Source organism: Solidesulfovibrio aerotolerans, assembly GCF_009856865.1.
In the GTDB taxonomy this organism is placed as follows: Bacteria; Desulfobacterota; Desulfovibrionia; order Desulfovibrionales; family Desulfovibrionaceae; genus Solidesulfovibrio; species Solidesulfovibrio aerotolerans.
On sequence record NZ_WVUD01000003.1, the window covers coordinates 64354 to 83541 of the forward strand.

Sequence of the window (19188 nt, forward strand, 5' to 3'; positions counted from 1 at the left end):
GTCAATGACCAAGACCATGGAAAACCTTCAGGAAGCTTTTGCCGGTGAGTCCCAAGCCAATCGCAAATACTTGGCTTTTGCCGCCCAGGCTGAGAAGGAAGGCCTTGCCGGCGTGGCCAAGCTGTTCAAGGCTGCCGCTGCTGCCGAGACTGTCCATGCCCACACCCATCTGCGCAACATGAAGGGTGTCGGCACCACGGCCGAGAATCTGGCCGCCGCCATTGCCGGCGAGACCCATGAATTCAAGAACATGTACCCGGCCATGATCGAGGCCGCCAAGGCCGAGGGCGACAAGGCGGCCGAACGCGGCTTCACCTTCGCCAATGCGGTGGAAGAACTGCACGCCAATCTGTATGCCCAGGCTGCCGCTGATCCGGCCGGCTATGCGGCCAAAGACTGGTACGTCTGTTCCGTGTGCGGCTATACCATTGCCGACGCCGCGCCCGAAAAGTGCCCGGTGTGTTTGGCCCTGGCCAAGGCGTTTTTCAAGGTCGACTAGACCCTGCCTAGTTGCGTCGCATCATCCGCAGAGAAGGAGCGAACATGTCCGCGCCTGAGAATATGTGGCAGTGTCAGACGACCAATTGCGGCTATATCTACGACCCGGACCGGGGCGACCGCAAGGGCAAGGTGCCCGCCGGAACATCCTTCGAGGATCTGCCCGAGGGCTGGAAATGCCCGATCTGCGGCGGCACCAAGAAATGTTTCCGACCCCTGGCCGGCCCGGGATCGACCAAAGAAGTGAAATGCCCTGTCTGAATGCTCGGGCGGCCCGCAAGGGTCGCCCGAGTTCGTTTTTATGCGTTTGGCAAGGGGGGCGGGGATACTTGCGGCCCAGGGGTATTTGACCGAAAAGGCAAGCGGTCGTACACTGTCGGCAATGTTCACCGAGAGGTCCATTGTGCCCCATTTCGCCGCAAACCGTCTGCTCGCCGGTCTGCTTGTCCTGGTGCTCTCGCTTACAACGGCTGCCGCCAACAGCGCTGCGGCAACGGATAAACCCTTTGGCATCGACGCCATGCTGCGCGTGGCCATGCTCGACGACATCCGGATTTCCACCGATGGCCGCCTGACAGCTTTTGTCGTCACCCGGGCCATGCCCGATGGCGGTGAGGGGGAACTCTCCTCGCGCATCTATCTGGCCGATAAAACCAAGGGTCCGGCCAAGCCGGTCACCCCGGAGAAAACGGTCTGCGATAAGCCGCGTTTTTCTCCAGACGGGTCCAAACTGGCCTATCTCGCTCAAAATGAAGACGCGACCGACGTCTATCTGCTCCAGATCGCCACCGGCCAAGCCCGCCGTCTCCTGCGAGGCCGCGACGAGATTCTCGATCTGGCTTTTTCCCCGGACGGAAAATCCCTGGCCCTGACCATGGCCACGGCCGCCAAAACAACGGAAGCGCGCCAACCCGGCTGCGATGCCGAGGTGGAGGTTCTCGACACCGGAAGTGGCGTATCGAGCCTGTACCTCGCTCCGCTGGTCGGGGCGGCGACCCCGCGTCCCCTGGTCATGGATCGCGATGTGGCTGCGTTTGCCTTTTCCCCTGACGGCCGGTTTATTGTTTTTGAAACCACCGATCCGGCTGCCGCGCCCCGGGGCCGGCACCACGTCACACCTTCCGGCGATCCCAGCCCCCGCGATGCCACCCACGCCGACATTGCCGTCGTTGCCGTGGCCAAGGGGACTGTCCGGCTGCTGGCCGCGACCGAGGCCTCGGAAAACGCCCCGTGTTTTTCCCCTGACGGGTCGCTGGTGGCCTATGTCGCCACGGCTGCTCCCGGATTTTATTTCACCGCTGCCCGGATCATGGTGACCCCTGCCGCCGGCGGCACGGCTAGACCCCTGGCCCAAACGCCTGACGCCCGGCCTGAGCTGCTGGGCTGGTCTGCCGATGGCCAAAGCCTTTATGTCCGTGAGGCGGCAGGGGTCAGCTCCGTTATCTACGCCGTGCCCCTGGACGGCACGCCGCCCCGTCCCGTGTCCGACACGCCCCATGTCGTGGCCCGGGCAGCCCTGTCACCCGGTGGCAAGTGCCTGGGGCTGGTGCTGACCGACTCCGACCTCCCCCCGGAAGTCTATGTGACCGCGCCCAGTCCGTTTGTTCCCAAGCCGGTTTCTTCGGTCAATCAGGAGTTTGCCGCCTACCGCACGGCCAAGTCCGTCGCGGTGCGCTGGCAATCCACGGACAATACGACCATCGAGGGGCTCTACACCCCGCCTGTGGTCGCCGTTGCCGGCCAGGGACCGCCGCCGCTTTTGATCGAATTGCACGGCGGCCCGGCCCAGGCGTCGCAGCGCCTGTATCTTGGCAGCCTCAACAGCTATCCGCTGGCGGTTTTTTCCGAGCGCGGCTACGCCATTTTCCAGCCCAACGTACGAGGGTCCGACGGCTATGGGCCGCAGTTTCGCCAAGCCCTTGTGGGCGATTGGGGCGGCCAGGATTTTGCGGACTTGCAAACCGGCATTGATGCCCTGGTGGCTCGCGGTCTGGCCGATCCCAACCGTGTGGGCCTTATGGGCTGGAGTTACGGCGGCTATCTGACCGCCTGGGCCATCGGCCACACCGACCGCTTTGCCGCAGCCTCCATAGGCGGCGGCATCACCAACCTGACCAGCCTGTGCGGCAGCATGGATCTGCCGGATTTCATCCCGCTCTATCTCGGGGGCGAAGCCTACGAACGCTTCGACTTCCTGTTTGACCGCTCGCCGCTCAAATACGCCGCTGCCATCAAAACCCCGACCCTGTTCCAACATGGGGTCAGCGACGAGCGGGTGCCGTTTACCCAGGCCCTGGAACTCTACACCGCCCTGGCCCGCCGGGGCGTGGTCACCCGCTTGGCCGCCTATCCCAGAAGCGGGCACGATATCGCCGAACCGGGGCTTATCCGCGATCTTATGGTGCGTAATCTCGCCTGGTTTACAAAGTTTATACCCATCGGCGGTCTTTCGGCCTCGGTGCCGCCCCTGCCCGTAAGCCCGCCAGACAACGGCTAGGACCGGCCCATGGCGCGCCCGCAACCAGCCAGCCGAACCGCTTTATACGCCGTCGTCTGGCTGACCGGCCTGCTTGTGCTGGCCGGAGGCGCAGCGGCGGCGGCCGACGAGGGACGCCTGGAAGTGTCGGCCACGGCGCGCTCCCTGGGCTACAGGGACATGCGCGAACCCGTTTCGTTTACGCCCTCAGCCGCCTTTATCCCCCAGCACGGCGGCTGGACCCGCAACTGGACGGAACAGCGGGCCTATGCCGGCGTCCTCTATCGTCTGCTTGACCAGCAGCACCTCACCTTGGCGCTTGGCGGCCATATCGGCACGGCTGTGGGCCGTTTTGAGGCCAAAAACGTCGGCCAGGGCTTTTACGAAGCCTGGGAAATCCGGCCGGCCTTGCTCTGGGGGCCGTGCGCCCGGCTGGTTGTCCGCCGGGAGCCGGGGCAGGGGGCCTTTGCCCGCCTGGATTACGCCTTTTTCACTGCCGCCGCGCCCGAAGCCCGCGAAGAGATGGCCAGCATCACGGGAAAAGGCACGTCGCCCGCAGCCCGGGACGCCTTTTTCTCCTGGACCAGCCATGAGGCCTCGGCCGTCGTCGGCTACGACTGGGGACGGTTTTCCGCTGCCGCCGGCCTGTCGCTCGTGGCCTTTCGACTCGATAAGCGACTGACCCACCATGTTGACCCGTCCGGGGCTGACGGCAAGGCGCTGGCGGCCATCCTGGCGCTCAACGCCTTGCCCAGCCGCTACAGCTACCAACCCCAAAACCTTGTGGCTCCGGTGCTGACCGTGGCCTTTCGACCGACTCCTCGTCTGGCCCTGGAAGGCAGTTTGCGCCCCACCGATCAGCCCGACGTCTCCTTGCGCCTGATTGTCGGGTTTTAAGCCGCTGGCCCGACATACGCTGTTCGTGAGCCAGATCGGGCCTTATTTCTCGCTGTATCGCTTTTTCGTGTTACGTTCTTGCAATTGTTATGAGTGCGAGCTACTTTCCTGGTGCGTCGTATGGCTGTTGACGCCAATAAATTGGAAAGGAGACTCCCCTATGCGCCTTTCAAGTCTTCCTCTGGCCCTGGCCGGTCTGCTGCTCAGCGCTGCCCCGGCCCTGGCCCACTTCGGCATGGTTATTCCGTCGGCGGATGTGGTCACGGATAAAAGCAAAGCAAAGGTGGAGCTTGCCGTTTCTTTTTCCCATCCCATGGAAGGCAACGGCATGGACATGGCCAAGCCCAAGGCGTTTGGCGTCATGGACGGCGAGCACAAGACCGATCTGCTGCCGACGCTTACGGCCGCCAAGATCATGGACCATGCGGCCTGGACCGGGGAGTACACGTTTAAAAAGCCCGGCGTCGGCACGTTTTATCTCGCACCCGAGCCATATTTCGAGCCGGCCGAGGACAAGTTCATCGAGCACCTGACCAAGGTTGTGGTGCCGGCTTTCGGTGAAGAAGAGGGCTGGGATGCGCCGGTCGGGTTGGCGGCTGAAATTGTGCCGCTCACGCGCCCCTTTGGCAATTACGTCGGCAACGTGTTCACGGGCAAGGTGCTGGTGGATGGCAAGCCGGCGGCCGGCGTCACCGTCGAAGTGGAATTTTACAACAAGGACAAGGCCTATGAGGCCCCCAACGAATATATGACCGCCCAGGTGGTCAAGACCGACGCGGCCGGCGTGTTTAACGTCGCCGTGCCGTTTGCCGGCTGGTGGGGGTTTGCCGCCCTGACCGACGCGCCCGAAACCATGCAGAAAGACGGGGCAGCCAAGAAGATCGAGCGCGGGGCGGTTTTATGGACCAAGTTCGTTGAACCCAAACGCAAGAAGAAGTAGAACGAACCGCTTTGCGGGGAGCGGGGCAAGCGGCCTGCCCCCGCAAAGCGTGCAAACCCGCATCCAAGGACGGCCATGCATATTTCCGAAGGTGTTCTTTCCGGGCCGGTCCTGGCCGGCGGCTGGGCGCTTGCTGCCGTCGGCACAACGCTTGGGCTTAAGCGTCTCGACTACGACCGGCTCATGACCGTGGCCATGCTCTCGGCTGCGTTTTTTGTGGCCTCGCTCATCCACGTACCCATCGGGCCGGTGAGCGCCCATCTGATCTTAAACGGCCTGCTCGGGGCCATTCTCGGTCTGGCCGCCTTTCCGGCCATCTGCGTGGCCTTGCTGCTCCAGGCCGTGCTTTTCCAATATGGCGGCCTTATCGTCCTTGGCGCCAACACGTTTGACATGGCCTTTCCGGCCGTGCTCTGTTCCCTGGTTTTCGGGCCGTGGCTGCGCCGCACCGGGACAGTACGCAGCGTGGGCGCGTTTTGCTGCGGCTTTTTCGCCGTGCTGCTGGCTGCGCTGCTGACGGCGACGGCCCTGGCCCTGTCCGGCGAGGCGTTTATGACCACGGCCTGGGCCATTTTCCTGGCCCATCTGCCGATCATGGTCGTGGAGGGCGTTATCACCGCCATGGCCGTGGGATTTCTGGCCAAGGTGCGCCCGGAGCTGCTGTCCATCCGGCTGGCGGAGTAACGGCCGTTTCGTGTGCCCTTTCCCGGACAGGCGGGGTGCCGCTCGGGGGCAGGGAAGGTGTGTCACTGCAACACTTTTTGCACCGGACAGCCTTGTGGTTGGTTAGAGAATGCGAGGCAAGGAGTCACCATGATGCGTGTCCTTTTGCGCCCTTGGGCCATGCCCGGGGTTGCGCTGCTGCTTGCGGTCTGGGCCTGTCCGGCGCTGGCCCACCGGGTCAACGTGTTTGCATATGTTGAAGGCAATGAGGTGGTGGTGGAATGCAGCTACAGCCGTTCTGAACGGGTGCGTTTTGGTGAAATAGCCGTGCAAAACGCTGCCACGGGCGCGGTGTACCTGACCGGCAAGACCGACGAAAAGGGCGCTTTCCGGTTTCCTGTGCCGCCGGCTGCCCGGGCGGCCAAAGCCGATCTGCGCATTGTGCTGCGGGCCGGGGAGGGGCATCAAAATGGCAGCGTCGTGACGGCCGGGGAGTATCAAATGCCTGCGGCATCGGCCGCGCCTGCGGTGCCTGCCGTATCTGCTGCACTCGCCGCACCTGCCGGAATCGCCACGCCAGCCGCATCAGCCGGGCCTGCGTCCCCTGCCTCGGCTGCGGACCCGGTGCACTCCCCGCAAATGGCGGCCTCGCCGGCGGCGATCCCGGCCACGACCATCGCTCTCTCGGGCGCAGCTCCGGCCGGCGGCCCGCCGAGGACCGGCCAGACAGACGCGGTCCCTGCGGGCGCACCAGTCGTTGCCCAGGCCGAATCCCGGGGCGTCGTCCTGGACCCGGCGGCGTTGTCGGCCCTTGTCGAAGCGGCGGTGGAGAAAAAAATCGCGCCCCTGCGTGCCATCCTCGTGGGCGAAAAGGAAAAAGGGCCGGGCCTGACCGAAATCCTCGGCGGTATCGGCTGGCTGGTGGGACTGGCCGGTATCGCCGCCTACGCCGGCAGCCGGCGGGGACGCCCCGGCGCATGATCGACGAACACTTCGCCGGGGGAACCTCGCCTATCCACGCCCTGGACCCGCGCTATCGCCTGGCTGCCTGCCTGCTCCTGTCCCTGGTCGCCGCCCTGGCCCGCACCCCGCAAACGCCGCTGCTCATTCTCGGGGCCGGACTGGTGTTGACCGTCTTGTCCGGGGTCTCGGCCAAGCTGGTGTTGCGCCGCGCGGCAGCGGTCAACCTCTTTATCATCTTTCTCTGGCTGTTTTTGCCGGTCTCCACCCCGGGAATGCCCCTGTGGCAGGGGCTGGGCCTGACCGTCACCCGGGAGGGCGTCGCCCTGGCCGGCCTCGTGACGCTTAAGGCCAATGCCGTCTTTTTGTGCGTCCTGTCGCTTATGGGCACCATCCCGGCTCCGGCCCTGGGACGGGCCTTGACCGCCCTTGGCGCGCCGGCCAAATTTTCCTTTCTCTTTGTCTTTACCTACCGCTATCTGCACGTCATTGCCGAAGAATACGGCCGGTTGGTCACAGCGGCCCGGCTGCGGGGCTTTGTGCCGGCAACCGACGGGCGCACCTACCGGACCTATGCCGCCCTGGTGGCCATGGTGCTGGTGCGCAGCTACGACCGCTCCCAGCGGGTCTATCAGGCCATGCTGCTGCGCGGTTTTACCGGGGTGTTTCCCTGCCTGGACCGGTTTGCGGCCGGCAGGCGGGATGTGCTATTTCTGGGCTGCGTCGTGGCGCTGGCTGCTGGCGCGGTCTGGATCGAATGGTTGGCCGGGAGAGGAAATGTCTGAGCCGTTGCTGGAATTGGTGCAGGTGGGTTTCATGTATCCGGGAAAAACGGTTCCCGTGCTGTCCGGTCTGAATTTTCGTTTGGAGGCGTCAGAGCGCATCGGCCTCTACGGTCCCAACGGGTCCGGCAAGACCACGCTGCTCCATGTGATCATGGGCTTGCTGCCCCCCCAAGCCGGTGCAGTGCGCCACAAGGGGCGGGTGATGACGACGGAACGGGATTTTCGGGAGGTGCGGCGCAGCATCGGCATGCTGCTGCAAAACGCCGACGATCAGATCATCTACCCCACGGTGCTTGACGACGTGGCCTTTGGGCCGCTCAATCGCGGCCTGTCCCGGGGGGCCGCCCGGGAACTGGCCGAACAGACCCTGGCCATGCTGGGGCTGGCCGGCTTTGGCGACCGGCTGGCCCATCGCCTCTCTGGCGGCGAGAAAAAACTCGTGTCCTTGGCCGGCGTGCTGGCCATGGAACCCGAAGCGCTGCTCCTGGACGAACCGACCGGGGGGCTGGACCCCGACACGCGAAACCGCCTCGTGGACATCCTGGCCCATCTGGCCAAGCCCATGATCGTTATTTCCCACGACTGGGATTTTCTCGCCCAGGTCACGGACACCTACTATTCCATCCAGAGCGGTCAGCTGATCCGCAACCCGGATTTCATCCTGCACCGCCATGTCCACGGCCACCCCATGGGCGATCACGAGCATCATCACCACTAAAGGGCAGGGGCGGCGCTTAAAAGTCGCTGGTGCAGGCTCGATCAATCCAGGCCGAGCTGGGCCAGCAGATCGTCCACCGCGCCCTGCTGGACGTCGGTTTGCGGTCCTTTGAGTTCGGACACTTTCTGCTTGGCCTCGGCTTTGAGTTCCTCGATATCGCGGTCCGGGGCTTCGGCCTGGGCGCGAATCTGCAATCCGGTGGACAGGTACAGCTCCAAAACGATCTGTTCGACCTTTTTAATCGCCGAAATAATACGCTTGATGCGCTGGCCGGTCAGATCCTGGAAACTGAGCGTGGTCATGATGCGCATGAGGTCTTCGCCCAGCGCCTCGTTGGCGCTTTGCAACTTGGCCACGTCCCGGGGACCGGCATAGCCGCCGGGCAGTCCGGCCAGGACGCCGGCCGACTCGGCTTGCAACTCCATGTGCTTCTCGACGATGTCCATGATCTCCGTGGTGGCCGATTCCGTAGTCTGGAGGATGTTGTCGAGCTGCTGGGCGGCTTCCTGGAACAGCTGGTCGGCCTGCTGCCGGCCGCCGGGAGTTGGCGGCTCATTGTCGTGCTTGGCGGCCTGGACAATCTCTTTATAGATGTCCTGCAAGCCTTGCTGCATTTCCAGGTTGAGGCGTTTGTGGAATTCGCTTTCCAAAAGTGCCCGGGACAGCGTTCTGGCCACTTCCCGTTCAATGGTGGCGCTAATACTTTCGCGCAGATCAGGCACCACTTCCTGAACGATCTTTTCAAGCAGGCGGTCGAGCAGTTCTTCGTCGTTGACCATACGGCATCAGTCCCATTTTTTCCCGCGAAGCTCGTCGCGTTGGCTTTGAAAAACGAATTGCACAATGCTTTCCAGATCGCGTTCCCGGATGCGGGTGAAATCAAGGGCGTAGGTATACGCACCATCGGCTTCCTCGCAACGAACGAGTTGGCCAATGGCCCCGGCCATGCGCAAAGGAAAACGCGACAGGATGAGAACGGCTTCCACGGGCTGCTCCAGCGGCAACTCGGTCAGACTTAAAAACCGGACACCCGCGCCGCTGATTTCCACGATATCCATGGGGACTGGGAAGTCCGCCTCCAAGAGATCGCGGTTTTGCATGGACAGCAGCATATCGAGCTTGGTGTTGATGGTGGAAAGCATGGCATAGAGTGGTTCACTCATGCCGGTTTCACGAGGATCAAGGATGATGGCCGTTGAGCCCATGGGCGGCGTTTCACGGTAAAGCGGCATGTCCTCGGGGCCTGGCAGCAGCCGCAAGTGGCCACGCAGGCGCGTTGGAATGCGCATGTACGAGCGTTTTTCTTCCACGGCAGACACCTTTGCGACTACATCACGCCGTTTTCGAGCAACATCTCCATGGCCTTGACCGGGCAGACCTTGGTGCACATGCCGCAGGCCGAACAGGTTTCATCGTCAAATTCCACCAGTCGGGTTTCAATATTGAGGGACAGGGCCTTGGTCGGGCACAGTGCCGTACACATGCCGCAGTGGATGCAACTGTCGTCGTCCCGGGAGATGCGCTGGGCCACCGGAACCACGCCGATGTCATGGTCCTTGAGATAGGCGATGCCGCGCTCGTAGGCGTCTCTTGGGCCGGTAATCTCAATCGTCATCTGGCCCTCGTGACGCGGGGTGATCCGGGCTTGCAGGATGCTGAAAGCCAGGCCGTGCACCCGGGACAGATCGCAGACCAGTGGCTTGCCGGAGGCCTCGGGCGGAAAGGTCAGGTAGACGACCTTGCGGTACTGCTTGTCTTGTGGCGTGTCCATCAAAACCCTCGCTCCTTGCCGGCCCTACTTGGGCATCATGGTTTTGGCCCGGGCGGCAAAGGCGGAATCCGGGTATTTGTCGATAACTTCCTTAAACGACAACTTGGCGGCTCCGGCATTGCCGAGCTTGGAAAAAGCCACGCCGCGCTTGAAAAGGGCGTCGGCATGCTTGGCGCTTTTCGGATATTTCTCGATGACTTCCTGATAGGCCAGGGCGGCATTGGCGAAATCCCCAAGTTGAAAATAGCATTCGCCCATCCAGAACTGGGCGTTGGGCATAAGCGGGCTGGTTTTAAAACCCCGGGCAAACTCCTGGAAAATACCGAGTGCCTGCTGGTATTGGCGGGCATTGAAGCTGGCCAGCCCCTTGGCATAGACCGCGTCGGCCGGATTCTGCGTTTCGGCCACGACCGGCGGCGCGCTGGGGGCGGGCGGGGCCGCAGCCGGAGCCTGGGCACCGTAGCCGGACGCGGTATTGGGCGGGATGGATGGTTCGTCGGTATCGCTGCCGTAGCCGGCCTGGGCCGGCGCGCCATAGCCGCCTTGCCCCTGGCCATAGCCAGCCTGGGGAGCTGTGCCGTATCCGGTTTGTGGCGCAGCACCATACCCGGTTTGGGGGGCGGTTGCGTAGCCGGCACCTGTGCCGTAGCCGGGCTGGGGTGTCGCGGTCCCTGCGCCGTAACCGGGTTGGGCGGCCGGCCGGGGAGCGCCGCTGGCATCGACGTCGATGGCCAGCTGCGAGGCCATGCGGCTGACTTGACCTTCCAGGCGGGTCAAGCGGCCGGCCAGTTCCGGGTCTTGCCGGTTGTGCTCCACCTGCTGGGTCAATTCCTCGACCTTGGCGTTTAAACGGCGCAGTTCGCCCTTGGTGTTCTCCAGTTCAGCCCACATGTCGGCCGGGGTATTGAGCGGCGACGGGGCTTTGGGAGCCGGCGCGCATCCACCAAGTAGAGCGGCGAGCAGGGCGGCTGACAGCGCCGTGCCTTTGGCGTGACGGGTTCTCATGACGGCTTGCGACCTCGCTTGCGTCCCCAGATAAGGTAGATAATACCTCCCAGCAGGGGCACGAAAATGGCCAGGAGGAACCAGAACATCTTCTCCATGTGGGTGGGAAACTCTCTGTGGAAGCTGTGCCATATCGCAATGAAATTGGGAAGGATGGGCAGCGCCAGAAGCGCGAACAAAAGGGCCATCTGGCCCGGCGTCATGGCCGGAAGTTCAGGCAGGATCATGTGCGTCCTTACGGTGTTAGGAGCCGGACGTGGGCCGGCGGAAACGGTAAAAGGCCACCAGCAGCCCAAGCGACCCCAGGAATATGGCGATATCAGCCACGTTAAAGGCTGGCCAGTGGTAACTTTTCCAATAAAAATCCAGGAAATCCACGACTTCACCGGTCTTGATGCGGTCGATGAGGTTGCCCAGTGCCCCGCCTAGGATGCAGGCCAGGCCGATGATGAGCAGTTTGTCGTCGTCGCGGGCCATACGCAGCAGATGAAAGATAATCATGACGGCCAGAGCCGTGGCCGCGAAGAAGAAATACGTCTGCCACTCGATATCTGACCGGTTTAAAAAACCGAACGCCGCGCCACGGTTGAGCACATGGACGAGGTTGAAAAAGCCCGGGATGACCGGATGGGTGGTGAAAAGCACCAGATGATCCTGGACCCACAGCTTGGTGATCTGATCGAGGATAACGATGGCAGCGGCCAGGGGGGCCGCTATTTTGTAACTGAGCCGCATGGTCTAAACACCTTCGGCGGCCAGGACAGCCGCGCAGCGCGGACACAGGTCAGGGGCCTGCGGTCCGGCCATTTCCTCGTAGTACACCCAGCAGCGGGCGCATTTTTCGCCCTTGGCCCGGGACACCCCGATAGCGGCTCCGGCCACGTTTTCGCAGGCGGTAGCATCCGCCGGTACCGTCTCGGCCGGGGCCAGCGACACCTGGGACACGATAAACACTTCGCGCAAATCCATGTCCAGACCAGCCACCGAGGCCAGCACCGCCTCAGGCAGATACAGAACCACAGCAGTCTCCAACGAATGCCCGACATCGCCGGCCTTGCGCCGGGGTTCGATGGCCCGGGTCACTTCGCCGCGCAGGGCAAAGACCAGTTCCAGGCGTTCCCGGGTGGCCGTGTCCAACCGCCAGCCGCCAAGGCCGTCGCTGGGGGGCAGGGTGAATACCGAGGCCCCCTCGCCGCGCTGGCAAACCGGCATGTGGCGATAGACCTCTTCGGCGGTAAACGACAGGATCGGGGCCATGTCGAGCAGCAGCATCCGCAGGATGCGCCACAGGGCTGACTGGGCCGAGCGGCGTTCCAGAGAGTTGGTGGCCGAAACGTAAAGACGGTCTTTTAAAATGTCGAGATAAAAGGCCGACAAGTCGGTGACGCACAGGTTGTGCAAGGTGTGAAAGACCTTGTGGAATTCGTAAACGCCATAGGCTTCGACCATACGGCCGTGGTCGCGGGCCACGGTGTCCAGGACAAAGCGGTCGAGCGGCAGCATGGCCTCGGGAGCCACGTCGCTTGCGGCCGGATCGAAGTCGGCCAGATTGCCGAGGATAAACCGGCAGGTGTTGCGGATGCGGCGATAAGCTTCCACCAGCCGGGCCAGGATCTCGTCGGAAATGCGGATGTCGTCGCGATAATCCACGGCCGACGTCCACAGGCGCAGAATTTCCGCCCCATGCTTGTCAATGATTTCTTGGGGTTCCATGCCGTTGCCCAGCGACTTGGACATCTTGCGGCCATCACCATCCACCACGTAGCCGTGGGTGAGGACCTGCCGGTACGGGGCAACGCCGCGCGTGCCCATGGCAGCCAAAAGCGAGCTGTGAAACCAGCCCCGGTGCTGATCCGAGCCTTCGAGATACATGTCGGCCGGAAAGCCCAGTTCCGGGCGTTTTTCCAGCACCGCCGCAAAGCTCGTGCCCGAATCAAACCACACGTCCAGGATGTCGGTTTCCTTGCGGAAATGATTGCCGCCGCACTGGGGGCAGGTCAATCCCGCCGGCACGATGTCGGCAAGCTCGGCCTCGAACCAGTAGTCGCAGCCGCGTTCATGATCGGCAAACTTTTCGGCCACCGAGCGCATCCAGGCGGCGTCGTTGTAGGCCGCGTCGCAGGACTCGCACAAAAGGGCCAGGATCGGCACACCCCAGGTGCGCTGGCGCGAGATGCACCAGTCCGGGCGAAAGGCGATCATATTGTGGATGCGTTCCTTGCCCCAGGCCGGAATCCATTCCACGTCGCCCGCGATGGCGGCCAGGGCTTTGGCCCTCAGTTCATTGGCATCCATGGAAACAAACCACTGGGTGGTGGCCCGGAAAATGACCGGCTCCTTGCAGCGCCAGCAGTGGGGATAGGAGTGCTTGAGTTTTTTGAGCGCCAGCAGATGCCCGGTTTCCTTGAGCTTCTCAATGACTTTCGGGTTGGCTTCCCAGACCGTAAGCCCGGCAAAATAGGGCACCACGTCGAGGAATCGGCCGGCGTCGTCCAGAGGCGAAAGGATGTCGAGGCCGTAGCGAAGGCCGGTGTCGTAGTCCTCGCGGCCGTGGCCCGGGGCGGTGTGGACCAGCCCCGTACCGGCGTCGAGGGTCACGTAATCGGCCGTGACGATGGGCGAAGGGCGGTCGTAGAAGGGGTGCCGGGCGGCCAAGCCTTCCAGGGCAGCACCCGGGGTCTCGGCCAGGATGGTCGCCTCGGTCCAGCCAAACAGCTCGCGCACGGTGTCGAGCAGCTCCCGGGCCAGGACGTACTGGCTCTCGCCAGCGGCCACCAGCACGTAGTCAAAGTCCGGGTGCACCGCCACGGCCATGTTGTCCGGCAGGGTCCAGGGCGTGGTGGTCCAGATGACGGCGTAGGCCTTGGCCGGGTCGGCCATGGGGAAGATGTCTTTGATTTTGGGATCGGTCAGCGGAAAGCGGACATAGACCGACGGTGAAGTCTCGTCGGCGTATTCCACCTCGGCCTCGGCCAGGGCGGTTTGGCAGGACAGACACCAGTGGATGGGCTTTTTGCCCCGATAGACCGAGCCGCGCTCCACGAAATCGCACAGCGCCAGGGCCGTTGCCGCCTCGTAGGAGGGGTGCATGGTCAAATACGGGTCGTCCCAGTCGCCAAAAACGCCCAGACGCTTGAATTCCTTGCGCTGGATATCGACGAATTTCTTGGCGTAGTCCCGGCACAAACGGCGCACGGTGACGGCGGGCAGATTTTCCTTGCCCTTGGCTTTGAGCTCCTGGGACACCTTGTGCTCGATGGGCAGGCCGTGGCAGTCCCAGCCGGGCACGTAGGGCGCTTGCTGGCCGGCCATATGGCGGGATTTGACGATGATATCTTTTAATATTTTATTGAGCGCATGGCCCATGTGCAGATGGCCGTTGGCGTAGGGCGGGCCGTCGTGCAGGATGTAGCGGGGGGCACCTTCCCGGTCGGCAAGCATGCGCCGGTAAATGTCGCTTTCAGCCCAGAATCTGAGTGTTTCCGGTTCTTTTTCCTTTAAATTTGCCTTCATGGGAAAAGAGGTCTGGGGAAGCTTGAGGGTCTTTTTATAATCGGTGCTCATGGAGTGTCCTTGCGCTATTTCCGGCATCCAAGCGACGCTGGAGAAACAGGCTTTTTGAAACAAGGCGGCCCGGAAGTCAAGAAAGGCCCAGGCGGACCACCGCGCGGCGGCTGATGCCTGTGCCAAAAAACGTCCAGCCGGCCCCCGGAGCAAACCCCTTGCCCAAAGGGGCGAAGTGGCTTATCCCTGTGCGGTTCCGCTTACATCGTTTCACCCTCTAAAAAAAATACCCCACGCCCATGCCTAAACGGACGGACATAAAAAAAATCATGATCATCGGCTCGGGGCCTATTGTCATCGGACAGGCCTGCGAGTTCGACTATTCCGGGTCTCAGGCCGCCAAAGCCCTTAAAGAAGAGGGCTACGAAGTGGTCCTCGTCAATTCCAACCCCGCCACCATCATGACGGACCCGGGACTGGCCGACCGTACCTACATCGAGCCAATCGAGCCCGGAACCGTGGCCCGCATCATCGCCCGGGAAAGACCCGATGCCTTGCTGCCGACCCTGGGTGGCCAGACTGGCCTCAATACGGCAGTCGCTTTGGCCGAGTCCGGCGTTCTGGCCGAATACGGCGTGGAGCTGATCGGTGCGTCCCTGGAAGCCATTAAAAAGGCCGAATCCCGGGATCTGTTCCGCAACGCCATGGACAACATCGGCTTAAAGATTCCGCAAAGCGGCATCTGCCACACCATGGACGACGTGCGGGACTGGGGCAAGCGTATTCCCTTCCCCATCATCGTGCGCCCGGCCTTCACCCTCGGCGGCACCGGCGGCGGCGTGGCCTACAACCAGGAAGACCTGGAAAAGATTTCCGCAGTCGGTCTGGCTGCCAGCATGAAAAGCGAAATCATGCTGGAGCGCTCGGTTATCGGCTGGAAGGAATTCGAGCTTGAGGTGATGCGCGATAAGGCCGACAACTGCGTCATCATCTGCTCGATTGAAAACATCGATCCCATGGGCGTACACACCGGCGATTCCATCACCGTGGCCCCGGCCCAGACGCTGACCGACGACGAATATCAGATGATGCGCAACGCCGCCATTGCCATCATGCGCGAGATCGGCGTCGAAACCGGCGGTTCCAACGTCCAGTTTGCCGTCAATCCGGCCGACGGCGAGATGTTTATCATCGAGATGAACCCGCGTGTGTCGCGGTCCTCGGCCCTGGCCTCCAAGGCCACCGGCTTTCCCATCGCCAAAATTGCGGCCAAACTGGCCGTGGGCTATACATTGGACGAAATTCCCAATGATATCACCCGCGAGACCATGGCCTCCTTTGAGCCGAGCATCGACTACTGCGTGGTCAAGATCCCGCGTTTCACCTTCGAGAAATTCCCAGGCTCCGAAGACTACTTAACCACTGCCATGAAGAGCGTGGGCGAGGCCATGAGCATCGGCCGCAATTTCAAGGAAGCCATGCAAAAAGGCCTGCGCTCCCTGGAAATCGGGGCCACGGGCTTTTCGGCGTTGACCGGTGTGTGCGAATCCGACCGGGAGCAGGTGCTGGCCGATCTGCGCAAGCCCAATTCCCGGCGGCTGTTCCAGGTGCGCGAAGCCATGCGCTGCGGCGTATCCTTGGAAGATATCTTCGACGCCACCTGGATCGATCCCTGGTATTTGCGCCAGCTCAAAGAAATCGTGGACATGGAAGCCGTGCTGGCGGCCTTCCCCAAGGATAAGATCGCTGTTGCCAACACCGAATGCCGCGAACTGGTCCTCACGGCCAAGCAAAACGGCTTTTCCGATCCGCAGATCGCTTCGCTTTTCGGCCTGGGCTCGAGCCTTGAGGCTCGCAAGCTGCGCAAGGACATGGGCATCACCCCGACGTATTATCTGGTTGATACCTGCGCCGCCGAGTTCGAAGCCTACACGCCGTATTACTATTCGACCTACGAAACCGGCAAGGAAATCGCGCCCAAGGCCGCCCGCAAGGTGGTCATCCTTGGCGGCGGTCCCAACCGCATCGGCCAGGGCATCGAGTTTGACTACTGCTGCTGCCACGCCTCCTATGCACTGCGCGAGATGGGCGTGGAATCCATCATGGTCAACTCCAACCCCGAAACCGTTTCCACCGATTACGACACGTCTGACCGCCTCTATTTCGAGCCGCTGACCTTTGAAGACGTGCTCAACATCATCGAAGTTGAAAAGCCCGAAGGCATCATCGTCCAGTTCGGCGGCCAGACGCCGCTCAATCTGGCCGTGCCGCTCCTCAATGCCGGCGTGCGCATCCTTGGCACCTCGCCGGACAGCATCGATCGAGCCGAGAACCGCGAGCGTTTCCAGGCCATGCTCCAAAAGCTGGGCCTGCGCCAGCCGGACAACGGCACAGCCTTTACCGCCGAGGACGCCGCCGTCATCGCGGATAAGATCGGCTATCCCGTAGTGGTGCGCCCTTCCTACGTGCTGGGCGGCCGGGCCATGGAAATTGTGTATGACCGGGCCGATCTGGAAAACTACTTCAAGGTGGCCGTGGTCGCCTCGGGCAAGCATCCGATCCTTATCGACAAGTTCCTGGTCAACGCCATCGAGGTGGACGTGGACGCCGTTTCCGACGGCACCGACACCTATGTGGCCGGTGTCATGGAGCACATCGAAGAGGCCGGCATCCATTCCGGCGACTCGGCCTGCGTACTGCCGCCGCACAGCCTCGATCCGGCACTGATCGCCGAAATCGAACGCCAGACTGTGGCCCTGGCCGAAGAACTGGAAGTCGTGGGCCTTATGAACATCCAGTTCGCGGTCAAAGACGGCGACATCTATATCCTGGAAGTCAATCCCAGGGCTTCGCGCACGTCGCCCTTCGTGTCCAAGGCCACGGGCGTGCCCCTGGCCAAGCTGGCCACCAAGGTCATCATGGGCGGCAAGCTCAAAGAGATCAATCCCTGGGCCGAGCGCAAATCCGGCTACTATTCGGTCAAGGAATCGGTGTTCCCGTTTAACCGCTTCCCGGGCGTGGATGTGCTGCTCGGGCCGGAGATGCGGTCCACCGGCGAAGTCATGGGCATTGATGCCTCCGTCGGTCTGGCCTTTATGAAAAGCCAGCTCGGTGCCGGCCAGGTTCTGCCCCAATCCGGCACGGTGTTTATCTCCGTGCCCGACAGCGCCAAGGACGACATCCTGCCGGCCGCCCAGATCCTTAGCGAAGTGGGCTTTAAAATCATGGCCACCAAGGGGACTGCCGCCTATCTGGCCGGCAAGGGCATCGCCGTCACCCCGGTCATGAAGGTCTTTGAAGGCCGGCCCCATATCGTCGACCACATGAAGAACCGGGAAATCGGTCTGGTTATCAATCTCGTTTCCGACAAACGCACTGTGCGTGATTCCATGATCATCCGTCAGACGGCCTTGCTCTATGGCATCCCCTATACCACCACGGCGGCCGGGGCCAAAGCCATGGCCCAGGCCATCCGCGAGATGGACGGGATCGGGCTCACCGTCAAAAGCCTTCAGGAGTATTACGGGGCCAACTAACCCCGGGCGACGCACCATGAAAAAGGAATACTGCGGACTGTTTGGCATCTACGGCCACCCCGAGGCGGCCCGGATGACCTACTTCGGACTCTATGCCCTGCAGCATCGCGGGCAGGAATCCGCCGGCATCGTCACCTGGGACGGCACCCGTATCCGCGAACAGCGGGGCATGGGGCTTGTCGCCGACGTGTTCAGCGAACGCCATCTTGGCAAAGAGCTTAAAGGCACGGTGGCAGTGGGGCATATCCGCTATTCCACCACCGGAGCTTCGCTTTTACGCAACTGCCAGCCGTTTCTGGTGCGCTTTGGCGACTACCATATGGCCATTGCCCACAACGGCAATCTGGTCAACACTATGGAGTTGCGTGCGGAACTGGAAGCCTCTGGCTCCATCTTCCAGACCACCATCGACTCTGAGGTGTTTGTACACCTCATTGCCAAGTACTTAAACGGCCATTCCCTGGAAGAAGCCGTCATCATGGCCTGCAATAAAGTCAAGGGTGCCTATTGCATCCTGCTGTTGGTCAACGACAAGATCATTGCCGTACGCGATCCCCATGGCATCCGGCCGCTGATGCTCGGCCGTATGGGCGACGCCTATGTGCTGGCTTCCGAGACCTGCGCCTTTGACCTCATGGAGGCCGAGGCAATCCGGTCGCTGGCCCCGGGCGAGATGCTGGTCATCCAGGACCGCCGGCTCCAGTCCTATCGCATTTGCGATCCCCAGCCCGTGCGCCAGTGTATTTTCGAACTGGTCTACTTTGCCCGGCCCGATTCGGAAGTCTTTGGCGAGGTGGTCTACGAACGGCGCAAGCAGATGGGCTGCATCCTGGCCCATGAAGCGCCGGTGGACGCCGACTACGTCATGCCGTTCCCGGATTCCGGGTTCTACGCCGCCATCGGCTATTCCCAGGCCTCGGGACTGCCCTTTGAGATGAGTATGGTGCGCAACCACTATGTGGGCCGCACCTTTATCCAGCCGTCCCAGGACATGCGCGATTTCAGCGTGCGGGTGAAGCTCAATCCGGTCAAAAGCATGATTAAGGGCAAGCGCATCCTCATTGTCGAAGATTCCATCGTGCGCGGCACCACCATCCGCACCCGGGTCAAGCGCCTGCGCGAACTCGGCGCTCGTGAGATCCACATGCGCGTGTCCTGTCCGCCCATCCGCAATCCGTGCTTTTACGGCATCGATTTCTCTTCCAAGGGAGAACTCATTGCCGCCCACCAGTCCGTGGACGATATCGCCCGGTTTATCGGCCTCGATTCGCTGCATTACCTGAGCATTGAGGGGCTGCTGGAAGCCGTGCATTGCAAAAGCGGCCAGGAGCCGCCGTACTGTCTGGCCTGCTTTGACGGCAAGTATATTATACCGCCGTGCGGGGAAGGTCTCAAGACCTGTATGGACGACGTTTCGGTGGCCCTTTCCTGGTAA

General features: G+C 62.2%; 18 protein-coding genes. 11 read left to right on the forward strand and 7 right to left on the reverse strand.

Features of this window, described 5'->3' with window-relative positions:
- The first annotated feature begins 4 nt into the window (after positions 1-4).
- The 9 genes from GTA51_RS03065 (at position 5) to GTA51_RS03105 (ending at position 7937) form a co-directional block, all read left to right on the forward strand.
- On the forward strand, positions 5-499 hold the full coding sequence (locus tag GTA51_RS03065; protein WP_160958585.1) for a rubrerythrin family protein: 495 nt from the start codon (positions 5-7) through the stop codon (positions 497-499).
- A 44-nt stretch (positions 500-543) separates the two neighbouring features.
- A complete protein-coding gene (locus tag GTA51_RS03070) occupies positions 544-759 on the forward strand; it encodes a rubredoxin (RefSeq protein WP_160958587.1) in 216 nt (71 codons plus the stop codon).
- 142 nt (positions 760-901) lie between these two features.
- Positions 902-2995: a S9 family peptidase gene (locus tag GTA51_RS03075; protein WP_343039447.1), complete on the forward strand. Its 2094-nt coding sequence runs from the start codon at positions 902-904 to the stop codon at positions 2993-2995.
- A gap of 9 nt (positions 2996-3004) precedes the next feature.
- On the forward strand, positions 3005-3871 hold the full coding sequence (locus tag GTA51_RS03080) for a hypothetical protein (protein ID WP_211922407.1): 867 nt from the start codon (positions 3005-3007) through the stop codon (positions 3869-3871).
- 160 nt (positions 3872-4031) lie between these two features.
- The gene (locus tag GTA51_RS03085) at positions 4032-4811 is read left to right on the forward strand and encodes a DUF4198 domain-containing protein (protein ID WP_160958590.1); all 780 of its coding nucleotides are present in this window, start codon (positions 4032-4034) and stop codon (positions 4809-4811) included.
- 75 nt (positions 4812-4886) lie between these two features.
- Positions 4887-5495, forward strand: coding sequence for a cobalt transporter CbiM (cbiM, locus tag GTA51_RS03090; protein ID WP_160958592.1), 609 nt, complete (start codon positions 4887-4889; stop codon positions 5493-5495).
- Positions 5496-5624: 129 nt separating this feature from the next.
- Entirely contained in the window at positions 5625-6455 is an 831-nt protein-coding gene (locus tag GTA51_RS03095; protein ID WP_246197933.1) for a NikL family nickel/cobalt ECF transporter subunit, read from the forward strand.
- Complete coding sequence (cbiQ, locus tag GTA51_RS03100) at positions 6452-7219, forward strand: cobalt ECF transporter T component CbiQ (protein WP_160958594.1); 768 nt, start codon at positions 6452-6454, stop codon at positions 7217-7219. The genes GTA51_RS03095 and cbiQ overlap by 4 nt, the downstream gene beginning before the upstream one ends.
- A complete protein-coding gene (locus tag GTA51_RS03105; protein ID WP_160958596.1) occupies positions 7212-7937 on the forward strand; it encodes an energy-coupling factor ABC transporter ATP-binding protein in 726 nt (241 codons plus the stop codon). The genes cbiQ and GTA51_RS03105 overlap by 8 nt, the downstream gene beginning before the upstream one ends.
- A gap of 41 nt (positions 7938-7978) precedes the next feature.
- On the opposite strand, the gene GTA51_RS03110 is transcribed toward GTA51_RS03105, so the two are convergent.
- Genes GTA51_RS03110 through ileS form a run of 7 tightly spaced genes read right to left on the reverse strand, consistent with a single transcriptional unit; the run spans position 7979 to position 14277 of the window.
- The gene (locus tag GTA51_RS03110) at positions 7979-8716 is read right to left on the reverse strand and encodes a protein phosphatase CheZ (RefSeq protein WP_160958597.1); all 738 of its coding nucleotides are present in this window, start codon (positions 8714-8716) and stop codon (positions 7979-7981) included.
- Positions 8717-8722: 6 nt separating this feature from the next.
- Positions 8723-9247: a PilZ domain-containing protein gene (locus GTA51_RS03115; RefSeq protein WP_160958599.1), complete on the reverse strand. Its 525-nt coding sequence runs from the start codon at positions 9245-9247 to the stop codon at positions 8723-8725.
- A 17-nt stretch (positions 9248-9264) separates the two neighbouring features.
- A complete protein-coding gene (locus GTA51_RS03120) occupies positions 9265-9708 on the reverse strand; it encodes an NIL domain-containing protein (protein ID WP_160958600.1) in 444 nt (147 codons plus the stop codon).
- 24 nt (positions 9709-9732) lie between these two features.
- On the reverse strand, positions 9733-10713 hold the full coding sequence (ybgF, locus tag GTA51_RS03125) for a tol-pal system protein YbgF (RefSeq protein ID WP_160958602.1): 981 nt from the start codon (positions 10711-10713) through the stop codon (positions 9733-9735).
- Entirely contained in the window at positions 10710-10940 is a 231-nt protein-coding gene (locus GTA51_RS03130; protein ID WP_160958604.1) for a PLDc N-terminal domain-containing protein, read from the reverse strand. Before GTA51_RS03130 ends, ybgF begins: the two co-directional genes overlap by 4 nt.
- Before the next feature lie 16 nt (positions 10941-10956).
- Positions 10957-11448 (reverse strand): signal peptidase II, encoded by a 492-nt coding sequence (gene lspA / locus GTA51_RS03135; protein ID WP_160958605.1) that lies wholly within the window; start codon positions 11446-11448, stop codon positions 10957-10959.
- A gap of 3 nt (positions 11449-11451) precedes the next feature.
- Positions 11452-14277: an isoleucine--tRNA ligase gene (ileS, locus tag GTA51_RS03140; protein WP_160958607.1), complete on the reverse strand. Its 2826-nt coding sequence runs from the start codon at positions 14275-14277 to the stop codon at positions 11452-11454.
- Positions 14278-14516: 239 nt separating this feature from the next.
- On the opposite strand from ileS, the gene carB reads away from it, so the two are divergent.
- Positions 14517-17753: a carbamoyl-phosphate synthase large subunit gene (gene carB / locus GTA51_RS03145; protein WP_160958609.1), complete on the forward strand. Its 3237-nt coding sequence runs from the start codon at positions 14517-14519 to the stop codon at positions 17751-17753.
- Positions 17754-17769: 16 nt separating this feature from the next.
- Entirely contained in the window at positions 17770-19188 is a 1419-nt protein-coding gene (gene purF, locus GTA51_RS03150; protein WP_160958611.1) for an amidophosphoribosyltransferase, read from the forward strand.